At 69.6% G+C, this 25,745-nt stretch carries 26 protein-coding genes and 1 pseudogene; 24 read left to right on the top strand and 3 right to left on the bottom strand.

The window, feature by feature from the left end:
* Positions 1-17 precede the first annotated feature (17 nt).
* Complete coding sequence (gene ftsY, locus I8N67_RS10840) at positions 18-1,223, top strand: signal recognition particle-docking protein FtsY (RefSeq protein ID WP_200302561.1); 1,206 nt, start codon at positions 18-20, stop codon at positions 1,221-1,223.
* A 124-nt stretch (positions 1,224-1,347) separates the two neighbouring features.
* Here the strand turns inward: ftsY and I8N67_RS10835 are convergent, their stop codons facing one another.
* A complete protein-coding gene (locus I8N67_RS10835; protein WP_200302560.1) occupies positions 1,348-2,004 on the bottom strand; it encodes a bifunctional DNA primase/polymerase in 657 nt (218 codons plus the stop codon).
* Between the two features lie 425 nt (positions 2,005-2,429).
* Here I8N67_RS10835 and nsdA point away from each other — a divergent pair, with 425 nt between their 5' ends.
* From nsdA to ffh, 6 genes are all read left to right on the top strand, one after another.
* Positions 2,430-3,905 (top strand): transcriptional repressor NsdA, encoded by a 1,476-nt coding sequence (gene nsdA / locus I8N67_RS10830; protein WP_200302559.1) that lies wholly within the window; start codon positions 2,430-2,432, stop codon positions 3,903-3,905.
* Between the two features lie 372 nt (positions 3,906-4,277).
* The gene (locus I8N67_RS10825; RefSeq protein ID WP_234045461.1) at positions 4,278-4,853 is read left to right on the top strand and encodes a hypothetical protein; all 576 of its coding nucleotides are present in this window, start codon (positions 4,278-4,280) and stop codon (positions 4,851-4,853) included.
* A 350-nt stretch (positions 4,854-5,203) separates the two neighbouring features.
* On the top strand, positions 5,204-6,493 hold the full coding sequence (locus tag I8N67_RS10820) for an ammonium transporter (protein ID WP_200302557.1): 1,290 nt from the start codon (positions 5,204-5,206) through the stop codon (positions 6,491-6,493).
* A complete protein-coding gene (locus tag I8N67_RS10815) occupies positions 6,490-6,828 on the top strand; it encodes a P-II family nitrogen regulator (RefSeq protein WP_003997576.1) in 339 nt (112 codons plus the stop codon). Before I8N67_RS10820 ends, I8N67_RS10815 begins: the two co-directional genes overlap by 4 nt.
* A 26-nt stretch (positions 6,829-6,854) precedes the next feature.
* Entirely contained in the window at positions 6,855-9,314 is a 2,460-nt protein-coding gene (locus tag I8N67_RS10810) for a [protein-PII] uridylyltransferase (RefSeq protein WP_200302555.1), read from the top strand.
* Positions 9,315-9,457: 143 nt separating this feature from the next.
* Positions 9,458-11,008, top strand: a complete 1,551-nt coding sequence (gene ffh / locus I8N67_RS10805) for a signal recognition particle protein (protein WP_200302553.1) — start codon at positions 9,458-9,460, stop codon at positions 11,006-11,008.
* Between the two features lie 144 nt (positions 11,009-11,152).
* On the opposite strand, the gene I8N67_RS10800 is transcribed toward ffh, so the two are convergent.
* Complete coding sequence (locus I8N67_RS10800) at positions 11,153-11,779, bottom strand: hypothetical protein (protein WP_200302551.1); 627 nt, start codon at positions 11,777-11,779, stop codon at positions 11,153-11,155.
* 178 nt (positions 11,780-11,957) lie between these two features.
* On the bottom strand, positions 11,958-12,818 hold the full coding sequence (locus tag I8N67_RS10795; RefSeq protein WP_200302549.1) for an SAM-dependent methyltransferase: 861 nt from the start codon (positions 12,816-12,818) through the stop codon (positions 11,958-11,960).
* 203 nt (positions 12,819-13,021) lie between these two features.
* Here I8N67_RS10795 and proS point away from each other — a divergent pair, with 203 nt between their 5' ends.
* The 17 genes and pseudogenes from proS to I8N67_RS42490 form a co-directional block, all read left to right on the top strand.
* Positions 13,022-14,437, top strand: coding sequence for a proline--tRNA ligase (proS, locus tag I8N67_RS10790; RefSeq protein WP_200302547.1), 1,416 nt, complete (start codon positions 13,022-13,024; stop codon positions 14,435-14,437).
* Between the two features lie 260 nt (positions 14,438-14,697).
* A complete protein-coding gene (locus tag I8N67_RS10785) occupies positions 14,698-15,294 on the top strand; it encodes a hypothetical protein (protein ID WP_086746543.1) in 597 nt (198 codons plus the stop codon).
* Positions 15,295-15,669: 375 nt separating this feature from the next.
* On the top strand, positions 15,670-16,098 hold the full coding sequence (rpsP, locus tag I8N67_RS10780) for a 30S ribosomal protein S16 (RefSeq protein WP_200302545.1): 429 nt from the start codon (positions 15,670-15,672) through the stop codon (positions 16,096-16,098).
* Positions 16,099-16,100: 2 nt separating this feature from the next.
* Positions 16,101-16,340 carry an RNA-binding protein gene (locus tag I8N67_RS10775; RefSeq protein WP_033526925.1) on the top strand — a complete coding sequence of 80 codons (240 nt, stop codon included), beginning with the start codon at positions 16,101-16,103 and terminating at the stop codon, positions 16,338-16,340.
* A gap of 84 nt (positions 16,341-16,424) precedes the next feature.
* Positions 16,425-16,979, top strand: coding sequence for a ribosome maturation factor RimM (gene rimM, locus I8N67_RS10770; protein ID WP_200302543.1), 555 nt, complete (start codon positions 16,425-16,427; stop codon positions 16,977-16,979).
* Positions 16,979-17,812, top strand: a complete 834-nt coding sequence (trmD, locus tag I8N67_RS10765; protein WP_200302542.1) for a tRNA (guanosine(37)-N1)-methyltransferase TrmD — start codon at positions 16,979-16,981, stop codon at positions 17,810-17,812. The genes rimM and trmD overlap by 1 nt, the downstream gene beginning before the upstream one ends.
* Positions 17,813-17,946: 134 nt before the next feature.
* Positions 17,947-18,297: a 50S ribosomal protein L19 gene (rplS, locus tag I8N67_RS10760; protein ID WP_033526928.1), complete on the top strand. Its 351-nt coding sequence runs from the start codon at positions 17,947-17,949 to the stop codon at positions 18,295-18,297.
* Between the two features lie 72 nt (positions 18,298-18,369).
* Positions 18,370-19,095, top strand: coding sequence for a signal peptidase I (gene lepB / locus I8N67_RS10755; RefSeq protein WP_200302540.1), 726 nt, complete (start codon positions 18,370-18,372; stop codon positions 19,093-19,095).
* On the top strand, positions 19,088-20,209 hold the full coding sequence (gene lepB, locus I8N67_RS10750) for a signal peptidase I (RefSeq protein ID WP_307835207.1): 1,122 nt from the start codon (positions 19,088-19,090) through the stop codon (positions 20,207-20,209). The genes lepB (I8N67_RS10755) and lepB (I8N67_RS10750) overlap by 8 nt, the downstream gene beginning before the upstream one ends.
* Complete coding sequence (lepB, locus tag I8N67_RS10745) at positions 20,175-21,092, top strand: signal peptidase I (RefSeq protein WP_307835206.1); 918 nt, start codon at positions 20,175-20,177, stop codon at positions 21,090-21,092. Before lepB (I8N67_RS10750) ends, lepB (I8N67_RS10745) begins: the two co-directional genes overlap by 35 nt.
* Positions 21,093-21,172: 80 nt before the next feature.
* A complete protein-coding gene (gene lepB, locus I8N67_RS10740) occupies positions 21,173-21,919 on the top strand; it encodes a signal peptidase I (RefSeq protein WP_200302536.1) in 747 nt (248 codons plus the stop codon).
* A gap of 118 nt (positions 21,920-22,037) precedes the next feature.
* Positions 22,038-22,523, top strand: coding sequence for an NUDIX hydrolase (locus I8N67_RS10735; RefSeq protein ID WP_200302688.1), 486 nt, complete (start codon positions 22,038-22,040; stop codon positions 22,521-22,523).
* 57 nt (positions 22,524-22,580) lie between these two features.
* Positions 22,581-22,889 (top strand): DUF2469 domain-containing protein, encoded by a 309-nt coding sequence (locus tag I8N67_RS10730; RefSeq protein ID WP_005311352.1) that lies wholly within the window; start codon positions 22,581-22,583, stop codon positions 22,887-22,889.
* A 137-nt stretch (positions 22,890-23,026) separates the two neighbouring features.
* Positions 23,027-23,392 carry a YraN family protein gene (locus tag I8N67_RS10725; RefSeq protein WP_200302534.1) on the top strand — a complete coding sequence of 122 codons (366 nt, stop codon included), beginning with the start codon at positions 23,027-23,029 and terminating at the stop codon, positions 23,390-23,392.
* Positions 23,392-23,643 (top strand): annotated as a pseudogene (locus I8N67_RS10720) (magnesium chelatase domain-containing protein); the annotation flags it as partial. The gene I8N67_RS10725 and the pseudogene I8N67_RS10720, both read left to right, overlap by 1 nt.
* Before the next feature lie 40 nt (positions 23,644-23,683).
* Entirely contained in the window at positions 23,684-25,288 is a 1,605-nt protein-coding gene (locus I8N67_RS10715) for a recombinase family protein (RefSeq protein ID WP_200302532.1), read from the top strand.
* A 250-nt stretch (positions 25,289-25,538) separates the two neighbouring features.
* A partial coding sequence (locus I8N67_RS42490) for a helix-turn-helix domain-containing protein (protein ID WP_200302530.1) occupies positions 25,539-25,745 on the top strand: 207 nt, incomplete at its 3' end.

The following is a 25,745-nucleotide window of genomic DNA, read 5'->3' as shown; positions in this document are numbered from 1 at the left end:
CGCATACTGGTCAGGTTATGGAACTCATCCTTGCTGTAGTCATCGCCGTGGTCGTGCTCGGCGTGCTGGGCGGGCTCGTCGTAGGCGGCCGCAAGAAGAAGACGAAGACCCTGCCCGGGGCGCCCCCCACGACACCCGACATCACCGCACCCCCGGCCGAGCCGCACATCGGCGACGAGGCCGAGACGCCGCGCGACGAACCGCGCCGAACGATCGAGGAGGTCGACCTCCCGGACGCCACGGCGACGGCGCCCGTCGCCGTCGAGGAGCCGCCGGCCGCTCCGGAGATCGAGATCCCCGAGCCGACCGCCGGCCGGCTGGTCCGGCTGCGCGCCCGGCTCTCCCGCTCGCAGAACGCGCTCGGCAAGGGGCTGCTCACACTGCTCTCGCGCGAGCACCTCGATGAGGACACCTGGGAGGAGATCGAGGACACCCTCCTCACCGCCGACGTCGGCGTCCAGCCCACCCAGGAGCTGGTCGAAGGGCTGCGCGAGCGCGTGAGGGTGCTCGGCACCCGCACCCCGGAGGACCTGCGCGGCCTGCTGCGCGAGGAGCTGCTCAAGATCCTCGTGCCCGAGTTCGACCGCGTGGTGCACACCGAGTCCCCGCTCGACACCCCCGGCATCGTGATGGTCGTCGGCGTCAACGGCACCGGCAAGACCACCACCACCGGCAAGCTCGCCCGCGTCCTCGTCGCCGACGGCAAGAACGTCGTCCTCGGCGCCGCGGACACCTTCCGCGCCGCCGCCGCCGACCAGCTGCAGACCTGGGGTGAGCGCGTCGGCGCCCGTACGGTGCGCGGTCCCGAGGGCGGTGACCCGGCCTCCATCGCCTTCGACGCCGTCAAGGAGGGCATCGAGGAGGGTGCCGACGTCGTCCTCATCGACACCGCCGGCCGGCTGCACACCAAGACCGGCCTGATGGACGAGCTCGGCAAGGTCAAGCGCGTCGTCGAGAAGCACGCGCCGCTGGACGAGATCCTGCTCGTCCTCGACGCCACCACCGGTCAGAACGGTCTCGTCCAGGCCCGCGTCTTCGCCGAGGTCGTCGACATCACCGGCATCGTCCTCACCAAGCTGGACGGCACCGCCAAGGGCGGCATCGTCATCGCCGTCCAGCGCGAGCTGGGCGTACCCGTCAAGCTCGTCGGCCTGGGAGAGGGCGCGGACGACCTGGCGCCCTTCGAGCCGGAGGCGTTCGTGGATGCACTTATCGGCGAGTAGCGATCGATATCGCTCATTTCACCTAGGAAATTTCGTAGGTGAGGTCGCAGAAGCGCCCGTCCCCAAGATGCGGTGGGGGACGGGCGCTTCGCTGTGTACGGATCTGAGGGCCGAGGGTCGAGGCCTACGCGCGCGACCGGTGCGCCACGTACGCCAGCGTCCCCAGCAGCAGCCGCGCGGCCGGCGGCTTCGTCGCCGAGTCGAGGGCGGGGGAGCGGAGCCAGCGGACCGGGCCGAGGCCGGCGCGGTCGGAAGGCGGGGCCGTCACATGGGTACCGGGACCGAGGCCGCGCAGATCGAGGGCGGAGGGGTCGTCCCAGCCCATGCGGTAGAGCACGTCGGGGAGCGCGGCGGCCGCGCCGGGGGCGACGAGGAAGTGGGCGCGGCCCTCGGGGGTGGCGATCACGGGGCCGACGGGCAGACCCATGCGCTCCAGGCGGACGAGTGCGTGCCGACCGGCGGACTCGGCGACCTCGATCACGTCGAAGGAGCGGCCCACCGGCAGCATGACGGCGGCGCCGGGAAACTCGGACCAGGCCTCCGTCACCTCGTCGAGCGTGGCGCCGGCGTGGACGGTGGGCGCGAAGCCGAAGGGATGTGCGCCGGGCGCGGAGCAGTTGCTCTTGCCGCACGAGCACGCGCCTGAAGCCGCCCGCGCGCCGGGGACGACGTCCCACCCCCAGAGGCCGGTGAACTCGGCCACGGCCGTGCACTCCGAGGAACGGCCGCGTCGACGCGTGCCGGATCGCATCTCGCGAATGCCGCCGATCGTGAAGCCCATGCCCCCTCCAACGGGTCCAGCGCGCCGGTGGTTACGCGACGGAGTCAGAATGCGACGCTCCGCTTCCGGGTGAGCGGCGCATTTCGGCGCCCGGGGTGGCGTGGTCGATGACGCGCGCCCCTGAATGCATCACTCCACCCAGTCCCGGCCGTCCTGTGTCAAGTGAATCGCGGACAGGCAACCGTGAGTTCATTCGAAGGGGTGGCGAATGGTGGCGTTTCCGGAATCGCCGTGGCCGGACGCGTGATCGTAGGATTACTTTGAGTGCACGGGCCCTGGGATGTACGCGCTCGTGGGTATGCCGGAGGCAAGTCGTCTTTCCGTTCGACGGGTGACAAGTGTCGGACGTACGGCGGGGTAACCGGCATCCTGGTAGGGCTTGGCGCACACAGCGCACAAGTGGTTTCAGGGATGGGGGCGTTCCAGTGGGCGGCAACGGCGGAAGCGGCACGAACGCTGAGAAGCGCCCGAACGAACTGCTGGGCTCATGGTTCGTCCGCAGCGGCTGGTCCAAGGGCGAGCTCGCCCGACAGGTGAACCGCCGGGCGCGACAGCTCGGGGCCAATCACATCTCCACCGACACCTCCCGCGTACGGCGCTGGCTCGACGGGGAGAACCCGCGCGAGCCGATCCCGCGCATCCTGTCCGAGCTGTTCTCCGAGCGGTTCGGCTGTGTCGTCGCCGTGGAGGACCTGGGATTGCGTGCCGCCCACCGGTCCCCGTCCGTCTCCGGCGTCGACCTGCCCTGGACGGGCCCGCAGACCGTGGCGCTGATCAGCGAGTTCTCGCGCAGCGACCTGATGCTGGCGCGGCGCGGCTTCCTCGGGAGCTCGCTCGCCCTCTCCGCGGGCCCGGCCCTCATCGAACCGATGCAGCGCTGGCTCGTCCCCTCGCCCCCCGCCCCCCGCGCCGAACCCGAGCCGTCGGCCGCCGCCCGCCGCGCCGGCCGACTCTCCAAACCGGAGCTGGACCTCCTCGAATCCACCACGGCGATGTTCCGCCGGTGGGACGCCCAGTGCGGCGGCGGTCTGCGCCGCAAGGCGGTCGTCGGCCAGCTGCACGAGGTGACCGATCTCCTCCAGGAGCCCCAGCCCGAGGCCACCGCCAGGCGACTTTTCAAGGTCGCCGCCGAGCTGGCCGAGCTGGCCGGCTGGATGAGCTACGACATCGGCCTGCAGCCCACCGCCCAGAAGTACTTCGTCCTGGCCCTGCACGCGGCGAAGGAAGCCGGCGACAAACCCCTCGGTTCGTACGTCCTGTCCAGCATGAGCCGCCAGATGATCCACCTCGGCCGGCCCGACGACGCGCTCGAACTGATCCACCTCGCCCAGTACGGCAGCCGCGACTGTGCGAGCCCGCGCACCCAGTCCATGCTGTATGCGATGGAGGCCCGCGCCTACGCCAACATGGGCCAGCCCGGAAAGTGCAAACGGGCCGTCCGGATGGCCGAGGACACCTTCTCCGACGCCGAGGAATGGGACGACCCGGACCCCGACTGGATCCGCTTCTTCAACGAGGCGGAGCTGCACGGCGAGAACTCCCACTCCTACCGCGACCTCGCCTATGTCGCCGGCCGGAGCCCCACCTACGCCTCGCTCGCCGAGCCCGTGATGCGTCGCGCCGTCGAGTTGTTCGCCACGGACAGCGAACACCAGCGGTCGTACGCGCTGAACCTCATCGGCATGGCCACCGTGCATCTGCTCCAGCGTGAGCCCGAGCAGGGGGCGGCCATGGCCCAGCAGGCCATGGAGACCGCGAAGAAGGTGCGGTCCGAGCGCGTCAACACCCGCATCCGCAAGACCGTCGACACGGCCGTACGCGATTTCGGCGGCCTCGCCGAGGTCGTCGACCTCACCGACCAGCTCGCCGTCCACCTCCCCGAAACCGCCGAGGCGGTCTGACCCCCCGGCCCGCCGCACGCCAAGGGCCCTCGACTCCGGCCGCGGCCGGCCATCCCGACTGCCCGACTCGGCTCCCCCATGCCAGGTCATCGGATGGTCTGCCGTGGTCGGTCTTTTCCCGGCTATTTGCAAAGCTGATGCACTGTAACAACCTTGATCCCTGTTCCGTAACGTGGCGTGATCCGGTCAACCTGAGTGGCTAGTGTGGCGTCCGTGCCGCCCGCTCGGGCGGCTGCCAACTCCCTGTCCTGCACGTATGTTTGGCGTGCCCGCCAGGGAGACAACGGGGAACGGGGACAACAGGGAATGCAGAGAAAATCAGCCGCGTCCGCCCTCGCGGTAGGCGCGTCCTCACTCGGTCTCATCATGGGCATGGCACCCGACGCGGGTGCAGTCGCAACGACTTCGCACAGCAAGCCCTACAGCGCGACCGTGGCGATGTGGTCCAAGCCGCTGAAGCGCTGCGTCTATGTGAAGCTCACCGGCCGGATCGAGTTCAAGCACTACTACTGGCAGATGAAGGGCGCCAAGGACCACGCCTACACGGGCGTGAAGCTGAAGGACCCGAGCATGACGGCCACCACCTACACGAGCTGTTCGGGTGGCAAGCGGGCCAAGCTCACCAAGCTGGAGCTGACCCAGCGCTGGTACGAGAGCACGAAGTGCAAGATGAACGCCAAGGTGGCCGTGGGCGTGTGGAGCGTCTCCGTCACCCCGACCGTGGAGTGCGGCAAGCGCAAGGCCGCGACACGCGCCACCACCTACAACGACACGCTGTGGAAGTACGCCCAGAGCAACAGCGGCCGCCCGGCGAGCTTCGACGGTACGGTCCGTGTCTCCCTCAAGAGCGAGAAGCTGTGCCTCTCAGCGCGCCCGGAGGTCACGGCCTACGTGAAGGGCAAGTCCGACTCCTGGAACAAGACGGTCAAGGTCTGCGTCAAGCGATGACGCGGCCGGCGGGTCGGTAGACGATCCGGCGCGGGCGGGGGCGGGTGCACACGTCCCCACCCGCGCCCAGCCCCCGGGGAAAAAGGAACATCGGCGGAAGTTCCATCGGATACGAAACCGTTATCCGTGGGGTGTCCCGCAGGGGCAGGGCCCCATGTGGGATGAATCCTTCGAGATCCACGTTTCACCTGTCTGTAACGTGATGAGGGTCTTCGTCACGTCCGGGAAACATTTCCAAACTCCTGGCGAAACGGTGCTGCGCCAGTCTCCTGAGCACGTCGGCCCTCCCCGCTAGCTCCCCCAGCTTCCGCATCCGCACGGGCCGTTCCGACCACGAGGAGATACCGGCATTGAACGGCACAGATACCGGATTCGTATTGATCAGTGCGGCGCTCGTCATGGTGATGACACCGGGCCTGGCGCTCTTCTACGGCGGCATGGTCCGGGCCAAGAGCGTGCTGAACATGCTGATGATGTCCTTCATCTCGCTGGGCATCGTCAGCATCCTGTGGGTGCTGTACGGCTACTCGCTCGCCTTCAGTGGTGACCAGGGCGGCTTCATCGGCAACCTGGACGCGATCGGCCTCAAGGGCATCGACGCCGCCAGCACGGTCGACAGCTTTGTCGCGGGCGCCAACGGCGAACCGCACAAGATCGCCGCGTTCGCCTTCATCCTCTTCCAGATGCTCTTCGCGGTCATCACCCCGGCCCTGATGAGCGGCGCCCTCGCTGACCGCGTCAAGTTCGGCGCGTGGATGATCTTCGTCGCGCTCTGGGTGACCCTGGTCTACTTCCCGGTCGCTCACTGGGTGTGGGCGCCCGGCGGCTGGCTCTTCGAGCTGGGCGTCATCGACTTCGCCGGTGGTACCGCGGTTCACATCAACGCCGGTATCGGCGCCCTCGCGGCGGTCCTCGTCGTGGGCAAGCGCATCGGCTTCAAGAAGGACCCGATGCGGCCGCACAGCCTGCCGCTGGTCATGATCGGCACCGCCCTGCTGTGGTTCGGCTGGTTCGGCTTCAACGCCGGCTCCTGGCTCGGTGTCGACGGCACCACCGCCCGCATGGCGATCAACACGCAGATCGCGACCGCCGCCGCCATCATCGGCTGGCTGATCTACGAGCGCATCCGCCACGGCGCGTTCACCACCCTCGGCGCCTGCTCCGGCGCTGTCGCCGGCCTCGTCGCGATCACCCCGTCCGGCGGTCACGTCAACGCCTTCGGCGCCATCCTGATCGGCATCGTCGCCGGTGCCGTCTGCTCCTGGGCCGTCAGCCTCAAGTACAAGCTCGGCTACGACGACTCCCTCGACGTCGTCGGCGTCCACCTCGTCGGTGGTGTCCTCGGCACCCTGCTGGTCGGCCTCCTCGCCACCGACGGGATCGGCGGCCTCGACCAGCTCGGCAAGCAGGCCACCGGCGCCTTCTCCGTCATGGGCTACACCTTCGTGGTGACCTGGATCATCGCCTTCGCCATCCAGAAGACGATCGGCTTCCGGGCGTCCGAGGAGGACGAGATGACCGGTGTCGACCAGGCCCTGCACGCCGAGACCGCCTACGACTTCAGCTCGGCAGCCGGTTCCCACATGTCCGCCACCACGAGCAGCGTCGCTGCCCCTGTCAGCAAGAAGGTCGAGGCATGAAGCTGATCACCGCCGTCGTCAAGCCGCACCGGCTCGACGAGATCAAGGAAGCCCTGCAGGCCTTCGGGGTGCACGGCCTTACGGTGACCGAGGCCAGTGGGTACGGTCGGCAGCGGGGCCACACGGAGGTGTACCGGGGCGCCGAGTACACGGTGGACCTGGTCCCCAAGATCCGTATCGAGGTGCTCGCCGAGGACGACGACGCCGAACAGCTGATCGACGTCATCGTCAAGGCCGCCCGCACCGGCAAGATCGGTGACGGCAAGGTCTGGTCCCTCCCGGTCGAGACTGCCGTACGGGTCCGGACGGGCGAGCGCGGCCCGGACGCGCTCTGAGAGAAGAGAAGAACAGGAGTCGCTGGGTGACGAGTACCGACGGACATACGGAAGTAGAGGACTCGGGACCCAGCGGCTACGCGGCGGCCCGGCTGCGCCTCCTCCAGGAGGGGGCGCGGTCCGGGCCGCCGCGCCGTGCCGCCCTCGCCGAGCTGACCGACGACTGGCTCGCGGGACTCTTCGGCGCGGGCTCCACCGAGCCACGCGGCGTCTCGCTCGTCGCCGTCGGGGGGTACGGGCGCGGCGAGCTCTCGCCCCGCAGCGATCTGGATCTGCTGCTCCTGCACGACGGCTCCGACGAACAGGCCGTGGCCGCGCTCGCCGACCGCATCTGGTACCCCGTCTGGGACCTGGGACTGGCCCTCGACCACTCCGTCCGCACCCCGGCCGAGGCCCGCAAGACCGCGGCCGAGGACCTCAAGGTGCAGCTGGGCCTCCTCGACGCCCGGCACATCGCCGGTGACCTGGGGCTGACCGCCGGACTGCGCACCTCGGTCCTCGCCGACTGGCGCAACCAGGCCCCCAAACGCCTTCCGCTCCTCCAGGAGCTGTGCTCCGAGCGGGCCGAGCGGCAGGGGGAGCTGCAGTACCTGCTGGAGCCCGACCTCAAGGAGGCGCGCGGCGGACTGCGCGACGCCACCGCGCTGCGCGCCGTCGCCGCCTCCTGGCTCGCCGACGCCCCCCGCGAGGGACTCGACGACGCCCGGCGCCGGCTCCTCGACGTACGCGACGCGCTGCATCTCACCACCGGGCGCGCGACCGACCGGCTCGCGCTCCAGGAGCAGGACCAGGTCGCCGCCGAGCTGGGCCTGCTGGACGCCGACACCCTGCTCCGCCAGGTCTACGAGGCCGCGCGGGTCATCTCGTACGCCAGTGATGTGACCTGGCGTGAAGTGGGGCGCGTGCTGCGCTCGCGCGCCGTGCGGCCCCGGCTGCGCGCCATGCTCGGCGGCGGGAAGCCGGTCGCCGAACGGTCGCCGCTGGCCGAGGGCGTGGTCGAACAGGACGGCGAGGTCGTGCTCGCGCGGGCCGCCAAGCCCGACCGCGACCATGTGCTGCCGCTGCGGGCCGCTGCCGCCGCCGCGCAGGCCGGACTGCCGCTGTCCCTGCACGCCGTACGCCGGATGGCCGCCGCCGCGCGGTCGCTGCCGACGCCCTGGCCCGCCGAGGCGCGCGAGCAGCTCGTCACACTGTTGGGCTCCGGCCGCCCGACCGTCGAGGTCTGGGAGGCGCTGGAGGCCGAGGGGCTCATCACTCGCCTGCTGCCCGACTGGGAGCGGGTCCGCTGCCGCCCGCAGCGCAACGCCGTGCACATCTGGACCGTCGACCGGCACCTCATCGAGACCGCCGTCCGGGCCTCCGAACTGACCCGCCGGGTCCACCGGCCCGACCTCCTCCTCGTCGCCGCGCTGCTGCACGACATCGGCAAGGGCTGGCCCGGCGACCATTCGGTGGCCGGCGAGATCATCGCGCGCGATGTCGCCGCCCGCATCGGCTTCGACCGCGAGGACGTGGCCGTGCTCGCCACCCTCGTGCGCCACCATCTGCTGCTCGTCGACACGGCCACCCGGCGCGACCTGGAGGACCCGGCCACCGTCCGGTCCGTCGCCGAGGCAGTCGGATCGCCGGGCACGCTCGAACTGCTGCACGCGCTCACCGAGTCGGACGCGCTGGCCACCGGGCCCGCCGCCTGGTCCTCATGGCGTGCCTCGCTCGTGTCCGAGCTGGTCAAGCGGGTCGCCGCGGTCTTCGCCGGGAACCTCCCGGAGGAGCCGGAGCCCGCCGCACCCACCGCCGAGCAGGAGCGGCTCGCCATCGAGGCGTTCCGTACGGGCGGGCCGGTCCTCTCGCTGCGCGCACGGCCCGACGGCGTCACCGTGACCGCCGAGGAGAAGGACGAGAAGGCCGACCCCGAGCCGCTCGGCGTGGAACTCCTCATCGCCGTACCCGACCAGCCGGGCGTCCTGCCCGCGGTCGCCGGCGTCCTCGCCATGCACCGGCTCACCGTGCGCACGGCCGAACTGCGGGCACTCGACCTGCCGGACGGCGTCGAGGGCGCCGTCCTGCTGCTGGACTGGCGGGTGGCCGCCGAGTACGGCTCACTGCCCCAGGCGGCCCGGCTCCGCGCCGACCTCGTACGGGCGCTGGACGGCTCCCTGGACATCACCGGGCGGCTCGCCGAGCGCGACGCGGCCTACCCCCGGCGGCGCGGCGTGGTCGCGCCCCCGCCACGCGTCACGGTCGACGCGGCGGCCTCCCGGCACGCCACGGTCATCGAGGTCCGCGCCCAGGACGCGCCTGGCCTGCTGCACCGGATCGGGCGGGCGCTGGAGGACGCGGGGGTGCGGGTGCGGAGTATGCACGTCTCGACGTTGGGGTCGAATGCGGTCGACGCCTTCTATGTGACGACCACGGGCGGGGTGCCGTTGGCGGGAGACGAGGCGGCTTCGGCAGCGCGGAAGCTCGAGGAGACGCTGCGGGCGTGACCCCAGCGTGGTCACATGCTCCCCGCCGACCCGGGGTTTCCGTCCCCGCCTGCTGAATACAGCAGGCGGGGACGTTTGTCTTGCGGAGCCGGATACTCTGGAGGGCAACCCACATGCCCCCGACTCCGAGGACCGACGTCGCCGTGTTCGATACCCTCTCCGACCGCCTCAGCGCGACTTTCAAAAACCTCCGCGGCAAGGGCAGGTTGTCCGAGGCGGACATCGACGCCACGGCCCGCGAGATCCGCATCGCGCTCCTCGAAGCCGACGTGGCGCTGCCCGTCGTACGTACGTTCATCAAGAACGTCAAGGAAAGGGCGCTCGGGAGCGACGTCTCCAAGGCCCTCAACCCCGCCCAGCAGGTCCTCAAGATCGTCAATGAGGAGCTCGTCTCCATCCTGGGCGGCGAGACCCGCCGCCTCCGCTTCGCCAAGAACCCGCCGACCGTGATCATGCTCGCGGGTCTGCAGGGTGCGGGTAAGACGACCCTCGCGGGCAAGCTGGGCCGGTGGCTGAAGGAGCAGGGCCATTCGCCGCTGCTGGTCGCCTGTGACCTCCAGCGCCCGAACGCCGTCAACCAGCTGAGCGTCGTCGCGGAGCGCGCGGGCGTGGCCGTCTACGCCCCGGAGCCGGGCAACGGCGTCGGTGACCCGGTGAAGGTCGCCAAGGACTCGATCGAGTTCGCCAAGACGAAGCAGCACGACATCGTGGTCGTCGACACGGCCGGTCGCCTGGGCATCGACCAGGAGATGATGCTGCAGGCCGCGGACATCAGGGACGCGACCCGGCCCGACGAGATCCTCTTCGTCGTCGACGCGATGATCGGTCAGGACGCCGTCAACACGGCCGAGGCCTTCCGTGACGGCGTCGGCTTCGACGGTGTCGTGCTCTCGAAGCTCGACGGTGACGCCCGCGGTGGTGCCGCCCTGTCGATCGCCTCGGTCACCGGCAAGCCGATCATGTTCGCGTCGAACGGCGAGAAGCTCGACGAGTTCGACGCGTTCCACCCGGACCGCATGGCCTCCCGCATCCTCGACATGGGTGACCTGCTCACCCTGATCGAGCAGGCGGAGAAGACCTTCAGCCAGGAAGAGGCCCAGAAAATGGCCTCCAAGCTGGCGTCCAAGAAGGGACAGGACTTCACGCTCGACGACTTCCTGGCCCAGATGGAGCAGGTCCGGAAGATGGGCAGCATCAGCAAGCTGCTCGGCATGCTGCCCGGCATGGGGCAGATCAAGGACCAGATCAACAACATCGACGAGCGCGACGTCGACCGCACCGCCGCGATCATCAAGTCGATGACGCCGGGCGAGCGCCAGGCGCCGACGATCATCAACGGCTCGCGCCGGGCCCGTATCGCCAAGGGTTCCGGTGTCGAGGTCAGCGCGGTGAAGAACCTCGTCGAGCGGTTCTTCGAGGCCCGCAAGATGATGTCCCGCATGGCCCAGGGCGGCGGCATGCCCGGGATGCCGGGTATGCCCGGCATGGGTGGCGGCCCCGGCCGGTCGAAGAAGCAGCCGAAGCAGGCCAAGGGCAAGCAGCGCTCCGGCAACCCGATGAAGCGCAAGCAGCAGGAGCAGGAAGAGGCCGAACGCCGGGCCGCGGGCCCCCAGGGCGGCGCGTTCGGTCTGCCGGGCCAGCAGGGCGCGCAGGACTTCGAGTTGCCCGACGAGTTCAAGAAGTTCATGGACTGACGTTCTGCTCGCCGGACCCGGCGAGTGGAAAGAGCGACGGGCGCCGCGCGATCGGCCGGGGGGTGTGGTCGATCACGCGGCGCCCGTGCCGTGCGTGGACGGCACGTTCATGGTGTTGCCGGTGGTGCTGCTCGTCCCGTGGTGCTACTTGCCGGGGAACTTCCAGATGTACGGCTCGCCGTCCTCCTCCGACCAGCGGACCTCGACGCTCTTCGCGTTCGCGGGAATCAGATACGACTCGCAGAGCGTGTGGCTCTCGCCCTGCTTCCAGCTCTCGATGTCGTACGGGTCCTCACAGCCGGGAGCGTCGTCGGAGGCGCCGATGAGCAGCGCGCCCCGGGCGCCGTCGGCCCAGATGGTGGTGCCGTCGTTGGCGTCCGACGAACTGGTCAGGGCCGGTCCGCTCCGGTGGGTGAACTCCACGTGGGCGACGGCGAGAACCATGCCCTTGGCGTCCTCCTTGTCCTGCACGAGCTGCTGCGCCTCGGCCTCGGTGCCGATGTCGACCTGGTGTGCCGTGATCTCGTAGGTGACGTCGCCGTCCTCCTCCTCGACCTTCCCGGTGACGCTCTCGCCGGACGCGACCTCGCCCCCGGAAGCGGCTTCGGTCCCGGCCGACCCGTCCTCGGCAGCGGCCTCGGATGCCGAGGCCGTGGGCGAGGACGATGTCTTCGCGTCGCTCTCGTCGTCCCCGCCGCCACAGGCGGTGAGCGCGAGGGCGAGGACGGCCACGGGCGCCGCGAGGCGCAGCGTGGTCCTGTGGTGCGGCAAAACAACTCCCGTATGCAAATGTGTCGTTCCCCTGGACGGTGCGTCAGGCTATGGGTGCCGTGCGGTACTTGGCCAAGCGAATGCCGTACCGGCTCGCTTTCTTCACACCATTCACACCCGCATCGGAAGGAGATCGCGAAGACCTGCTCGGGGCGTTCTTCTCGGGTGGGCGTCCGTCTCAGGGCGTCCGTGCGATGAGGTAGCGGAACACGTTCGGCATCCACACCGTGCCGTCCCGGCGGCGGTGCGGGTGCAGGGCCTCGGTCAGCTCCTTGTCCACCTGGGCCTGGTCGGTGGCCCTGATCGCCGCGTCGAACAGCCCGGTCGACAGCAGTCCGCGGACCGCTGTCTCCACGTTGGCGTACCCGAAGGGGCAGGCCACGCGTCCGGAGCCGTCCGGCCGCAGGCCCGCCCGCTGGGCGACCTCCTCCAGGTCGTCCCGTAGGGCCGGGCGCCAACTGCGCGCACTGCGCAGGGGATCGGCGAGCTTGGTGGCCACACGGAGCACGGCCGAGGTGGCGCAGCGTTCCGGTGGGCCCCAGCCGGCGAGGACCACGGGGGTGCCGCGTTCCGCGAGCGGGGTCGCCGAGGCGAGGAGTTCACCGAGGCCCTCGGAGTCCCCGGCCAGGCAGCCGATCGGTTCGAAGGCGGTCACGAGGTTGTACAGCGGGTCACCGGGGGCGCGTGCCGCGTCCTCGGGGGCACCGTCGACGATCCGGGCGCCGGTGCGCGCGCGCCCACCCCAGGTCTCCGGCAGCAGGCGCTCCCGGGCGAGAGCCATCCTCTCGGGTGACGACGCGTCGACGCCGGTGACCGCGGCGCCCCGCGACGCCGCCATCAGCAGTGCGAGGCCCGATCCGCAGCCGAGGCCGAGCAGCCGGGTACCGGTGCCGACGTCGAGCCGCCGGTGGACGGCCTCGAAGAGCGGTACCAGCATCCGTTCCTGGATCTCGGCCCAGTCACGCGCGCGTGCACACCGGTCCACGCGGGGTGCGGCCCCCGCGCGAGGCAGTTGCTGCCGCACGAGCGTAGGTGTCATATCGAAAGCGCCCCAATCCGCCGTGAGTTGCCCTGTGTCGGATTTCCTGGCCCCCGTGGCAGTGCGCGCTCGCACTCCCCCCGTATGCCAGGAAACTCCGCACCCGACGTATCGTCCAGGGGTCTCGGACACCGGCTTGTGGACGGACTCTGCGTGGGCAAAAGAATTCACATCCCCGCAACGTGTCCCCGTACCATCGAGCCATGGCAAAGGCACCCGTTCTCACGCCCCGCGCGGACGACTTTCCTCGTTGGTACCAGGATCTGATCAGCAAGGCCGAGCTGGCCGACAACGGTCCGGTGCGCGGCACCATGGTCATCCGACCGTACGGGTACGGGCTGTGGGAGCGGATGCAGCAGGAGATGGACACGCGGATCAAGGAGACGGGCACGCAGAACGCCTACTTCCCGCTCCTGATCCCGCAGTCGTACCTCACCCGCGAGGCCGAGCACGTCGAGGGCTTCGCGCCCGAACTGGCCGTGGTGACGCACGGCGGCGGCAAGGAGCTCGAAGAGCCCGCCGTGGTCCGCCCCACCTCCGAGATGATCATCAACGACTACTTCTCGAAGTGGGTGCAGAGTTACCGCGACCTGCCGCTGCTGATCAACCAGTGGGCGAACGTGGTCCGTTGGGAGCTGCGGCCCCGTCTTTTCCTGCGCACGAGCGAGTTCCTCTGGCAGGAGGGCCACACGGCGCACGCGACGCAGGAGGAGGCGCGCGACTTCGCCGCGCACATCCACCGGCAGGTCTACGAGGACTTCATGGTGAACGTCCTCGCGATGGACGTCGTCCCCGGCCGCAAGACGGTCAGGGAGCGTTTCGCGGGTGCCATCAACACCCTCACCCTCGAAGGCATGATGGGCGACGGCAAGGCCCTCCAGATGGCGACCAGCCACGAACTGGGCCAGAACTTCGCCAAGGCCTTCAACACCCGGTACCTGTCGAAGGACGGCAAGCAGGAACTGGTCTGGCAGACCTCCTGGGGCTCCACCACCCGCATGATCGGCGCCCTGGTGATGATGCACGGCGACGACAACGGCCTCCGGGTCCCGCCGCGGCTGGCCCACGTCCAGGCGGTCGTCCTCGCGATCAAGGGCGACGACGCGGTTCTGGCCAAGGTCCGCGAGCTCGGTGCTCAGCTCAAGGCCTCGGGCATCCGCGTCCACGTCGACGACCGCACGGACATCCCGTTCGGTCGCCGCGCCGTGGACTGGGAGCTCAAGGGCGTCCCCGTACGCATCGAGATCGGCCCCCGTGACCTGGAGAACGGCACCGCGATGCTCGCCCGCCGCATCCCGGGCGGCAAGGAACCGGTCGCCGTCGACTCGCTTCTGCGGCTGCTGCCGACGGTCCTCGAGGAGGATCAGGCCCTCCTGCTGCGGCAGTCGCGCGAGCGCCGCGAGTCCCGTACGGCCGAGGTGTCCACGATCGACGAGGCGATCGAGACCGCCGTGGCCGGCGGCTGGGCGCGTATCCCGTGGTCGACGCTGGGCGAGGACGGCGAGGCCAAGCTCGGGGAGCACGCGGTGACCGTACGGTGTCTGATCGCCGAGGACGGGTCGGTGCCCGACTCCTACGACGCACCCGGTAACGTCGCCGTTGTGGGACGCGCCTACTAGAGCGATCCGTTCCGCGGGGAGAGCGACCGAAACGCCCCTTGCGCATCTGACCACCACAGGTGCCCCGGTGTGCGGACCCCGTCTACGTGCCGGGGCGTACGGGTTACTACGTACCGCCTTGGGGGGAGCTGTGAGGCTTCTCCGCAGATCAGCGCACCCGCCCTCGTCAGGACGCACTAGTGGCAACTGACGGGTACGTGCAAATTATTTGGGATGCCCCGGAATCGGAACACAGGGGCACTCCGGCTCGTTGTCATTACGTGAGCACGACACAGACACCACCTGTTCTCGCCGCAGAACTGGCGCAGGCGTGGGCCGACATTCAACGGCACCACCCCGAGCTGCCGGATCTTGCCGCTCCCGAGTCCCTGATCGGGGAGTCGTCGTCCGCATGCGGGCACGAACTCTCCTTCGAACGACTGCTCCATGAGGCAGTCCATGGCATCGCCGCCGCTCGCGGAGTCCGCGACACCTCCCGGGCCGGCCGGTACCACAACCGCAGATTCCTCGCGATCGCCGAGGAACTGGGCCTCGACCACCCCGACGAGCCGCATCCCAGCAGCGGTTTCTCACTGGTCACGCTCAATCCCGAGGCCAAGCGTCGCTACCGCCCGACCATCGACAGACTGCAGCGCGCCCTCAAGGCCCACACCGCCGCGACCTCCGCGGACACGGCCCGCAGCTTCCGGGGCCCGGCGGCCCGCCACGGCTCCTCCGGCGGCGGCGTCCGCGTCAAGGCCGTCTGCGACTGCGGGCGCAATGTCCGGGTCGTCCCGTCCGTGCTCGCCCAGGCGCCCATCGTCTGCGGCGGCTGCGGAAAGCCGTTCCGGATCCCGGAGGTCGTGGGCGCGGCGTGAGTCGAGGGCGACCCCGGAAGACGGCGAGCTGAAACAGACGGCTGCTCGTGGCAGCCGTGTCCGGTTCGTGGTCGGCGGTCCCACCCTCGCTGCGGGCAGTCGTGCCGCTGGGCGACGGGAGGGTGGGCGTGGGCGGCACCCGGTGAGCGCCGGTGATCGAAACCAGTCGGCGTCGGGTGCCGCTTCGGCATGCGGTGACGCGGCCCTGGTCAAACGTGAACCGCGGGCTGTGGCACAATGGCTAGCTGTACTCGACAGTCGCACAGGACCCCTCTCTCCTCCGGCTGACGCGTCCATCGGGCACTCGGGTACCGCAACCCCACGCGGCACTCTCGCCGTGCCCAACCACGTCAAATTCCAGGAGAACCCACTCCCGTGGCAGTCAAGATCAAGCTGAAGCGTCTGGGCAAGATCCGTTCGCCTCACTACCGCATCGTCGTCGCCGACTCCCGCACCCGTCGTGACGGCCGTGCGATCGAGGAGATCGGCAAGTACCACCCGACGTACCACCCGTCGGTCATCGAGGTCGACGGCGACCGTGTCGCGTACTGGCTGGGTGTCGGCGCGCAGCCGACCGAGCCTGTGCTCGCCATCCTGAAGAAGACCGGCGACTGGCAGAAGTTCAAGGGCGAGCCCGCTCCGGCGCCCCTCCTCGTGGCTCAGCCGAAGTCCGCGCGCCCGCTGTTCGAGGCACTGGGCGGCGACGACGAGGGCAAGGGTGAGGCGATCACCCAGAAGAAGAAGGCCGACAAGAAGGACGAGGCTGCCGCTGAGTCTTCCGCGTCTGAGCCGACCGAGGCCTGAGCATGCTCGAGGAGGCTCTCGAGCACCTCGTCAAGGGCATCGTCGACTACCCCGACGACGTGCAGGTCGCTTCGCGCAACCTGCGTCGGGGGCGCGTCCTTGAGGTCCGGGTCCACCCCGACGACCTCGGCAAGGTGATCGGCCGCAACGGCCGTACCGCTCGCGCCCTGCGCACCGTCGTGGGTGCCATCGGCGGCCGCGGTGTCCGCGTCGACCTCGTCGACGTGGACCACGTCCGCTGACGTCATTTCGCAGCACCGGCTCGGGCCGGGGAGGGCCACTGGGCCGTCCCCGGCCCGTAGTCGTATGACAGGAGAACAAGCACAGTGCAGCTCGTAGTCGCACGGATCGGTCGCGCCCACGGCATCAAGGGTGAGGTCACCGTCGAGGTCCGCACCGACGAGCCGGAACTCCGGCTCGCCCCCGGCGCCGTCCTGCTCACGGACCCCGCCCCGACAGGCCCGCTCACCATCGAGACCGGCCGGGTCCACAGTGGCCGGCTGCTCCTGCGCTTCGAGGGCGTCCGCGACCGCACCGCCGCCGAGGCCCTCCGCAACACCCTCCTCATCGCGGAGGTCGATCCGGAGGAGGTGCCGGAGGAGGAGGACGAGTACTACGACCACCAGCTCATGGACCTCGACGTCGTGACAGCGGACGGCGTGGAAGTGGGCCGGATCACCGAGATCTCACACCTGCCCTCCCAGGACCTCTTCATCGTCGAGCGGCCCGACGGGAGCGAGGTGATGATCCCGTTCGTCGAGTCGATCGTCACCGAGATCGACCTGCATGAGCAGCGCGCGGTCATCGACCCGCCGCCCGGCCTGATCGACGACCGCGCGGAGATCGCGTCCACCAAGGACTCGGCCGGGGACGAGGCGTAATGCGGCTCGACGTCGTCACGATCTTCCCCGAGTACCTCGAACCCCTCAACGTCTCCCTCGTCGGCAAGGCGCGCGCGCGAGGACAGCTCCATGTGCACGTCCACGACCTGCGGGAATGGACGTACGACCGGCACAACACGGTCGACGACACCCCGTACGGCGGCGGCCCCGGCATGGTCATGAAGACCGAGCCCTGGGGCGCCGCCCTCGACTCCGTCCTCGCCGACGGCTACGAGACCGGTTCCGGCGAACCGACGCTCATCGTCCCCACCCCGAGCGGCCGCCCCTTCACCCAGGCCCTCGCCGTCGAACTCTCCGAGCGGCCGTGGCTGGTGTTCACACCGGCGCGCTACGAGGGCATCGACCGCCGGGTGATCGACGAATACGCCACCCGGATGCCCGTCCACGAGGTCTCCATCGGCGACTACGTGCTCGCCGGCGGCGAGGCGGCCGTCCTCGTCGTCACCGAGGCCGTGGCACGGCTGCTGCCCGGTGTCCTCGGCAACGCCGAGTCCCACCGCGACGACTCCTTCGCGCCCGGCGCCATGGCCAACCTCCTGGAGGGCCCGGTCTACACGAAACCGCCCGAGTGGCGGGGCCGCGACATCCCGGACGTGCTGCTCAGCGGCCACCACGGCCGGATCGCGCGCTGGCGACGGGACGAGGCCCTGAAGCGCACGGCCGCCAACCGGCCCGATCTCATCGAGCGCTGCGACCCCAGGTCCTTCGACAAGAAGGACCGCGAGATGCTCTCCATCCTGGGCTGGGCCCCGGATCCGGAGGGCGAGCCGTACGGCCGATTTTGGCGGCGGCCGGAGGGCGTGGAACAATAGGCCGCTGTTGTGCGTCGTCCGGCGCGCGCCCCTGCCGCAGGGGGACACGACGCCCGCCCCGACACGGACAGCATCCTTCCGAACCACCTAGCTTCCGCCCATGACCTGTGGCATGGGTGAAGAAAGCAGACGACATGTCTCACCTGCTCGACTCCCTCGACTCCGCGTCGCTGCGCAGCGACATCCCGGCCTTCCGCCCGGGTGACACCGTCAACGTCCACGTCCGCGTCATCGAGGGCAACCGCTCCCGTGTGCAGCAGTTCAAGGGCGTGGTGATCCGTCGCCAGGGCGCCGGTGTCCGCGAGACCTTCACGGTCCGCAAGGTCTCGTTCTCCGTCGGCGTGGAGCGCACCTTCCCGGTGCACACCCCGATCGTCGAGAAGATCGAGCTCGTCACCCGTGGTGACGTCCGTCGCGCCAAGCTGTACTACCTGCGCGAGCTGCGCGGCAAGGCGGCGAAGATCAAGGAGAAGCGCGACAACTGATCGTGCGCCCAGGGGCTGTCCACCGGACAGTCCCCAAGGGGTCACAGCGGGGTTGGATACGATCTGACCCCGATGGACACCGAAGCACAGCAGCACATGGAGCGCGACCGTTCCTCCCGCCCTTCTGACGAGTTCTCCGAGGAGATCTCCGACACAGAAGAGCCGGAGGGGCGGTCGCGCTTCGTATGGGTCGACCGGGTCGCCCAGTCGGTCCCGGGCGGGCGATACACCCTGACCGTGCTGATCTGCCTGCTTTCGCTGGTGCTCTTCAGCAACTTCGTGATGCAGCCTTTCCAGATTCCCAGCAGCTCCATGGCCAACTCATTGAGGATCGGGGACCGCGTTCTCGTAAATAAGTTGGCGTACCGTTTCGGATCTGAGCCGCAGCGAGGTGACGTCGTCGTGTTCGACGGCACCGGCTACTTCGGGAACGCCGACTACATCAAGCGCGTTGTCGGCGTGGGGGGAGACCGGGTGGTCTGCTGCGACCAGAAGGGGAGGCTTGAGGTGAACGGCCGGTGGGTCGACGAGTCGTCTTTTCTGTACCCGGGAGACACCCCGTCGACCGTGCCCTTCGACGTGGTCGTCCCCGAGGGCACCCTGTTCCTCCTCGGCGACCACCGCAGTGACTCCAGCGACTCCCGGGACCACTTGGGCTCGCCGGGTGGCGGAATGATCCCCCTCGACGTCGTGATCGGCCGGGCCGAGGTCATCGCCTGGCCCGCCGGCCACTGGACGCGTCTGGACCGTCCGGACGCGTACGCGCGGGTCTCCGCCGCCGGCGGTGCGCATGGGTAACCGTGGCAAACCCCGCGGGGCCCCCAGCAGCACCGCCGCCGACAACCTGCTGCCCACCGGCATCCGGCGGTCCGGCGGGGCCGCCCGGCCGAGCCGCGTCGAACGGCGCAAGCTCGCCCGCAAGATCAAACGGCGCAGGCGCCGCTCCGCGGTCAAGGAGATCCCTCTCCTCGTCGGGGTCGCGGTCCTCATAGCCCTCGTTCTGAAGACCTTCCTCGTCCAGGCCTTCGTGATCCCGTCGGGCTCCATGGAGCAGACGATCCAGATCGGCGACAGGGTCCTGGTCGACAAGCTCACCCCCTGGTTCGGCTCCAAGCCCACCCGCGGGGATGTCGTCGTCTTCAAGGACCCAGGCGGTTGGCTGGAGGACGAGCAGACGACGACCACGGCCGAGGATCCGATCGTCATCAAGCAGGTCAAGGAAGGCCTGCAGTTCATCGGCCTGCTCCCGTCCGACGACGAGCAGGACCTCATCAAGCGGGTCGTCGCGGTCGGCGGCGACACCGTCAAGTGCTGTGACACCTCGGGCCGCGTCACCGTCAACGGCATGCCCCTGGACGAGACGGCGTACCTCCACCCCGGCAACCAGCCCTCCACCCAGGCGTTCGAGGTGACCGTGCCCGAGGGCCGCCTCTGGGTGATGGGTGACCACCGGGAGAACTCCGCCGACTCACGCGCCCACCAGACCGACACCTCCAAGACGGCCCAGTACGGTGGCACGGTCCCCGAGGATGCCGTCGTCGGCCGGGCCGTGGTCATCGCCTGGCCGGTCGGTCACTGGGGCCAGCTGGAGGAACCGGACACGTTCTCCGCGGTGCCGAGCGGGTCGACCACCGCCCTCGGCGCTTCGCATAGGGTGGCTGCGGCGGATCGAGACGGATTGATCCCCCTCCCGACCCCTGCGGAACTCCCGCTCGTTATGGGAGTGGTGGGCCTGCACCGGATCTGGCGCGGGCGGCGGCACGGAGTGAGGAGTGGATGTGGGGGATTTGGCGGTCGGCGCACGGTCCGGACACGGTGGTTCCGAAGAACGGCCCGAGCAGTCCGACGAGGCGGCTTCCCCGGCCGCGGTGAACGGCGTGAACTCCGGCGGTTCCGGAGACTCCGGGAGTGACTCCCCGGGCGGACCGGGCGGACCGGGTGGACCGGACGGACCCGGCGGTGCGGACGGCGCCGGGACCCCGGTCGACGACGGCGATCAGGACGAGCGGCCCAAGAAGAAGCAGCGTTCCTTCTGGAAGGAACTGCCGATCCTGATCGGTATCGCGCTGGTGCTCGCGCTGCTGATCAAGACGTTCCTGGTGCAGGCGTTCTCCATCCCGTCGGACTCCATGCAGAACACCCTGCAGGAGGGCGACCGGGTCCTGGTCGACAAGCTCACCCCGTGGTTCGGCTCCGAGCCCGAGCGCGGCGAGGTCGTCGTCTTCCACGACCCGGACGGCTGGCTGGACGGCGAGCCCACCCTGGAGCCCAACGCCGTGCAGCGGGTCCTCGGCTGGATCGGCCTGATGCCGTCCGCCGAGGAGAAGGACCTCATCAAGCGGGTCATCGGCGTCGCCGGCGACACGGTGGAGTGCAACGGCACCGGCCCGCTCAAGGTCAACGGCAAGGCGCTGAACGAGCCGTACGTCTACCCGGGCAACACCCCGTGCACGGTCGACGACACCGGCGGTCAGTTCAAGGTGAAGGTTCCCAAGGGCAAAATCTGGGTCATGGGTGACCACCGGCAGAACTCGCTGGACTCGCGCTACCACCAGAACGACGCGAACAAGGGCATGGTCCCGGTGAGCCAGGCCGTGGGCCGCGCCATCGTGGTCGCCTGGCCGCCCACCCGCTGGTCCACGCTGCCGGTTCCCGACACCTTCGACCAGAACCTGAGCGCCGCCGCCCCCGGCGCGCTCGGCCTCGCGGGCGCGGTCCCGCTGGTGCTGTGGCGTCGGCGCCGCCTTCTCGCCGCCGACGGCCCGAGGGTTTCTGGCAGCGGTACCGCCGGGTAGGGTGCCGTCCCAGATCGTCGATCTTCCGCGACCCGCACGGGGTCCGGACGGTCGATTCTCCGACCTGGGGGAGCACTGGGATGAGCGGGACGACAAGTCGTACGGACGAGGGCCGCGGACGGCTCGGCAGCAAGCTGTCGGGACTGGCCGTGGCCCTCGGCTGTGTGCTCTTCCTGGGCAGCTTCGTCTGGGGCGTGATTGTCTACCAGCCCTACACCGTGCCGACCGACTCCATGGCCCCCACCATCACCTCCGGGGACCGCATCCTCGCGGAGCGGATGGACGGCGCCGAGATCGAGCGCGGTGACGTCGTGGTCTTCCGGGAGGAGACCTGGGGCAACACGCCCATGGTCAAGCGGGTCGTGGCGGTCGGCGGCGACACGGTCGCCTGTTGCACCGACGGCAAGCTGACCGTCAACGGCAAGAAGATCGACGAGGGGTATCTGCCCGAGGGCCAGGACGCCGAGCTGACCGGCATTCCCGAGATCACGGTCCCCAAGGGCCGGCTCTTCCTCCTCGGTGACGAGCGCAGCGGCTCCCTGGACTCCACGGCGCACCTCACGGAGGCCGGCAACGGCACGGTGCCGCGCGCCAATGTGGACGCGCGCGTGGACGCCGTCGTCTGGCCCATGGACGGCATGCTGGCCCGCCCCACGGGCTTCGAGCAGTTGGGCGCGCTCTCCGCTCCGGGCCCGCTGCGGCTGATCACCGTCGCGCTGGTCGTGGGCATGGTGCTCATCCTGGGCGGTGCGGCCTACGGACCCGTCGCCCAGCGGATCGGCGGACGCGGCCGTACGAAGCAGTCGGAGCCCGTCGGTGCCGGCTGAGCCGCCGCAGGGGACGCAGCCGTACGAGACGTCGTCGTACAGCGCGTACGGCGGTGGCTCCGAGGCCGGGGGCGCCGCCGGGGCGGGGGGTGCCGCCGAGGACACGTACGAGGGCGGGCTGCGCAAGGTGGCCCGGGTGATTCTGCTGGATCCGCAGGAGCGCATCCTGCTGCTGCACGGGCACGAGCCGGACGATCCGGCGGACGACTGGTGGTTCACGCCCGGCGGCGGTGTGGAGGGCGCGGAGACCCGCGAGGAGGCCGCTCTGCGGGAACTCGCGGAAGAGACCGGAATCACGGATGTGCAGCTGGGCCCGGTGCTCTGGCGACGGAAGTGCTCCTTCCCCTTCGCCGGACGCCGCTGGGACCAGGACGAGTGGTACTTCCTCGCCCGCACCACCGATACGCGCCAGGTGGTGCCCGCCGCGACGGGCCTCACGGAACTGGAACGACGCAGCGTCGCCGGAGCACGATGGTGGACGTGCGGGGAACTGGCCCGGGCGCATGAGACGGTGTACCCGACCAGACTCGCCGAGCTGCTCCGCACACTGCTCGACGAGGGTCCCCCGGCCGGACCTGTCGTCCTCGATACCGAAATTGTCTAGGGGGCTCGCGGGGCTGGCGCACAATGGTGGGATCGCACGGCTGAAGGGGAACATGCCATGAGCGCCGAGGACCTCGAAAAGTACGAGACCGAGATGGAGCTGAAGCTCTACCGGGAGTACCGCGATGTCGTCGGTCTGTTCAAATACGTGATCGAGACCGAGCGGCGTTTCTACCTCACCAACGACTACGAGATGCAGGTGCACTCGGTCCAGGGTGAGGTGTTCTTCGAGGTGTCCATGGCGGATGCCTGGGTGTGGGACATGTACCGGCCGGCCCGGTTTGTGAAGCAGGTGCGGGTGCTCACGTTCAAGGACGTGAACATCGAGGAGCTGAACAAGAGCGATCTGGAGCTCCCGGGCAGCTGAGGTCATGGAGCCGGAGCGGGGCCGGGGCGGATGTCATCCGTGTGGGTGACGAAGATATCCACAATCGTCCGCTTGTCCACCAAGATCCACTAGTGGGCTGAGTTGCCCCCAATGTTGGCGCCGGAGGTGGTGCCGACATGAGCAACGCACGAGGTGCACTCGGCAGGTACGGCGAGGAGCTGGCCGCGCGGCGGCTGGCCGAGGCCGGGATGACGGTCCTTGAGCGCAACTGGCGCTGTGGCAGGACCGGTGAGATCGACATCGTGGCCCGCGACGGGGACGCGCTGGTCGTCTGTGAGGTCAAGACCCGCAGGGCCGGTCTGTTCGAACACCCGATGGCGGCCGTCACGACCACCAAGGCCGAGCGGCTGCGTGGCCTCGCCGAACGCTGGCTCCAGGAACATGGAGGGGCCCCGCCGGGCGGCGTCCGCATCGATGTCGTGGGCGTCGTCCTGCCCGAGCGCGGGGCACCCGTCGTGGAGCACGTACGGGGGGTGGCCTGATGGGATTCGCCCGTACGTGTGCTGTGGCCCTGGTCGGCGTCGAGGGCGTCGTCGTCGAGGTCCAGGCCGACCTGGAACCGGGGGTGGCGGCGTTCACGCTGGTGGGGCTGCCGGACAAGAGCCTGACGGAGAGCCGGGACCGGGTCAGGGCGGCCATGGTCAACTCCGGGGCCGAGTGGCCGCAGAAGAAGCTGACGGTGGGGCTCAGCCCCGCGTCGGTGCCGAAGGCCGGCAGCGGGTTCGACCTAGCGAAGCCGAGACAAGAGCCGTCCTAACATGCCAGGGTGGACCATGCCCACCAACCCGCCCGGCATCCCCACCCGCGCCATCATCTACTGCAGGATTTCGAGAGACCGCGAAGGCGCCGGCCTCGGCGTCGAACGACAACGCGAAGACTGCCAAGCCCTCGCCCAACAGCTCGGCATCGAAGTCGTCGCCATCCACACGGACAACGACCTCTCCGCCTACTCCGGCAAGCCCCGCCCCGGCTACCTGCGTCTCCTCGACGACCTTCGGGCAGGCCGCGCAGACACCGTCCTGGCCTGGCACACCGACCGGCTCCACCGCTCCCCAGCAGAGCTGGAGGAGTACATCGACGTGTGCGAGCCGCGGCGCGTGCAGACGCGCACCGTCAAGGCCGGGCACCTCGACCTGACCACGGCCACTGGCAGGATGATCGCCCGGCAGCTCGGCGTGCAGGCCCGCTACGAAGTCGAGCGGATGATCGAGCGGCAGAAACGCAAGCGGGACGAGATGGCCTCACACGGCAAGTTTTTCGGCGGCCGGCGCCCCTTCGGATTCGAGGGCGACGGCGTCACCCCCCGCTCCCTCGTCTGCCTCGCCTGCGGCCGCGACGAGCCCGACGACTTCGCCGTCCTCGTCACCTGCCAGGAATGCGGTGCGGCGGGTGGCATCGACGGCTGGGCCTGCACCCGCTGCAAGGCGCCGAACGGACGCCAGGTGTGGGCCGAGTGCAACCGCTGCTCCATGGCCGCCAACGTGGTCGACGGCAGCGAGTTCAACCGCATCCGCGAAGCTGCCGACTCAGTCCTCGCCGGCGCGTCGCTCCGGTCGATCGCCGCCGAGTGGAACGCCATGACGCCGCCCGTGCTGACGAGCACAGGCGGCGACTGGGAGGGCCCGGAAGTCGGGGCGATGCTGCGGCGCCACCGCAACGCTGGAATCCTCGTACACCGCGGCCAGGAGGCCGGGCCGGGGAACTGGCCGGCGCCCCTGGACGAGGCGACGTGGCGGAGCCTGGTGGCGCTCCTTGATGATCCGTCCAGGCGGACCACGCCCGGCAATGAGCGGAAGTATCTGGGGTCGGGACTGTACGTGTGCGGGGTGTGCTCGTCCACGATGCGGTGCGGTACGAGCAACAGGCGTGCGGACAAGAAGTACTTCGCCGCCTACAACTGTCGCGTGAGTAAGCACGTCGTACGGAAAGCGGAGCCGCTCGACGACTATGTGCAGATCCTCATCCTTGACCGGGTCTCACGGGAGGATGCGGCTGACCTTTTGGCTGCCCGTGAGGATCCGGTCGATGTTCGGGGCGCGCAGAAGGACATGCGTGAGGCGCGGCACACGCTTGATCAGCTGGCGCAGGAGCTTGGCTCGGGAGCGATGGACTTGCAGGAGTGGCGGGTGGCTTCTGCGGCCGCGCGGATGCGGAAGGGGCGCGCGGAGGAGGTCCTGTCGCGCGCGGTCGAGGTCAACCCCGTGGCTGGGCTGGTGGGGGCTGAGGACGTCGAAGCCGAGTGGAAGCGCCTGGACCTGTCACGCAAGCGGGCGGTGATCGACTATCTGATGACGGTCACTGTTCACCCGGCGCGGCGGGGGCGTCTGCCTGGCGGCGTGTACTTCGATACGGACTCGATCCAGATCGACTGGAAGTAACAGCGCCCCCAGCCTGAAAGCTGGGGGCGCCGCGGCCGGACCACCGACGCCTGGGGGGCAATCGGGGCCGGCCGACTGTGGGGGTGCTTCACACCCTTGGTTTGCCGTTTACCCGCGACAAGCGTTGTGAGAATGGTTCACCCGTTCGGGTGGCATACCTCCACGCGATGTACACACATGCTTTCGGTAAGTTCGCAAATGTACGGTCGACGATACAGACACTGGAAGTCGATCACGCAAGCGTGATCAGGTGCCGTCCGCTCCGCCGCCCGCTTGGGTTCTCGACCGACGCCGGGTTATCGGCGACCAGATCCGTGCTGCCCGCCGCGAGGTCAGACTCAGCCAGGAGAAACTCGCCGAGTTAGCCGGCATGGAACGGCAGGCGATCAACCGGATCGAGCAGGGGCACCAGTCCGCGCTCCTGGACAACATGATCCGTATCGCGGACGCTCTCGAG

The sequence above is a fragment of the Streptomyces adelaidensis genome, assembly GCF_016598475.1.
GTDB lineage: Bacteria > Actinomycetota > Actinomycetes > Streptomycetales > Streptomycetaceae > Streptomyces > Streptomyces adelaidensis.
This window is presented reverse-complemented; position numbering and strand designations above follow the sequence as displayed.

Coding starts and splice junctions, on each gene's coding strand:
- ftsY (WP_200302561.1), top strand. CDS start 18: ATGGAACTCATCCTTGCTGTAGTCATCGCCGTGGTCGTGCTCGGCGTG.
- I8N67_RS10835 (WP_200302560.1), bottom strand. CDS start 2,004: ATGGGCTTCACGATCGGCGGCATTCGCGAGATGCGATCCGGCACGCGT.
- I8N67_RS10825 (WP_234045461.1), top strand. CDS start 4,278: ATGGCACCCGACGCGGGTGCAGTCGCAACGACTTCGCACAGCAAGCCC.
- I8N67_RS10815 (WP_003997576.1), top strand. CDS start 6,490: ATGAAGCTGATCACCGCCGTCGTCAAGCCGCACCGGCTCGACGAGATC.
- I8N67_RS10795 (WP_200302549.1), bottom strand. CDS start 12,818: ATGACACCTACGCTCGTGCGGCAGCAACTGCCTCGCGCGGGGGCCGCA.
- proS (WP_200302547.1), top strand. CDS start 13,022: ATGGCAAAGGCACCCGTTCTCACGCCCCGCGCGGACGACTTTCCTCGT.
- I8N67_RS10775 (WP_033526925.1), top strand. CDS start 16,101: ATGCTCGAGGAGGCTCTCGAGCACCTCGTCAAGGGCATCGTCGACTAC.
- trmD (WP_200302542.1), top strand. CDS start 16,979: ATGCGGCTCGACGTCGTCACGATCTTCCCCGAGTACCTCGAACCCCTC.
- rplS (WP_033526928.1), top strand. CDS start 17,947: ATGTCTCACCTGCTCGACTCCCTCGACTCCGCGTCGCTGCGCAGCGAC.
- lepB (WP_200302540.1), top strand. CDS start 18,370: ATGGACACCGAAGCACAGCAGCACATGGAGCGCGACCGTTCCTCCCGC.
- lepB (WP_307835207.1), top strand. CDS start 19,088: ATGGGTAACCGTGGCAAACCCCGCGGGGCCCCCAGCAGCACCGCCGCC.
- lepB (WP_200302536.1), top strand. CDS start 21,173: ATGAGCGGGACGACAAGTCGTACGGACGAGGGCCGCGGACGGCTCGGC.
- I8N67_RS10730 (WP_005311352.1), top strand. CDS start 22,581: ATGAGCGCCGAGGACCTCGAAAAGTACGAGACCGAGATGGAGCTGAAG.
- I8N67_RS10725 (WP_200302534.1), top strand. CDS start 23,027: ATGAGCAACGCACGAGGTGCACTCGGCAGGTACGGCGAGGAGCTGGCC.
- I8N67_RS10715 (WP_200302532.1), top strand. CDS start 23,684: ATGCCCACCAACCCGCCCGGCATCCCCACCCGCGCCATCATCTACTGC.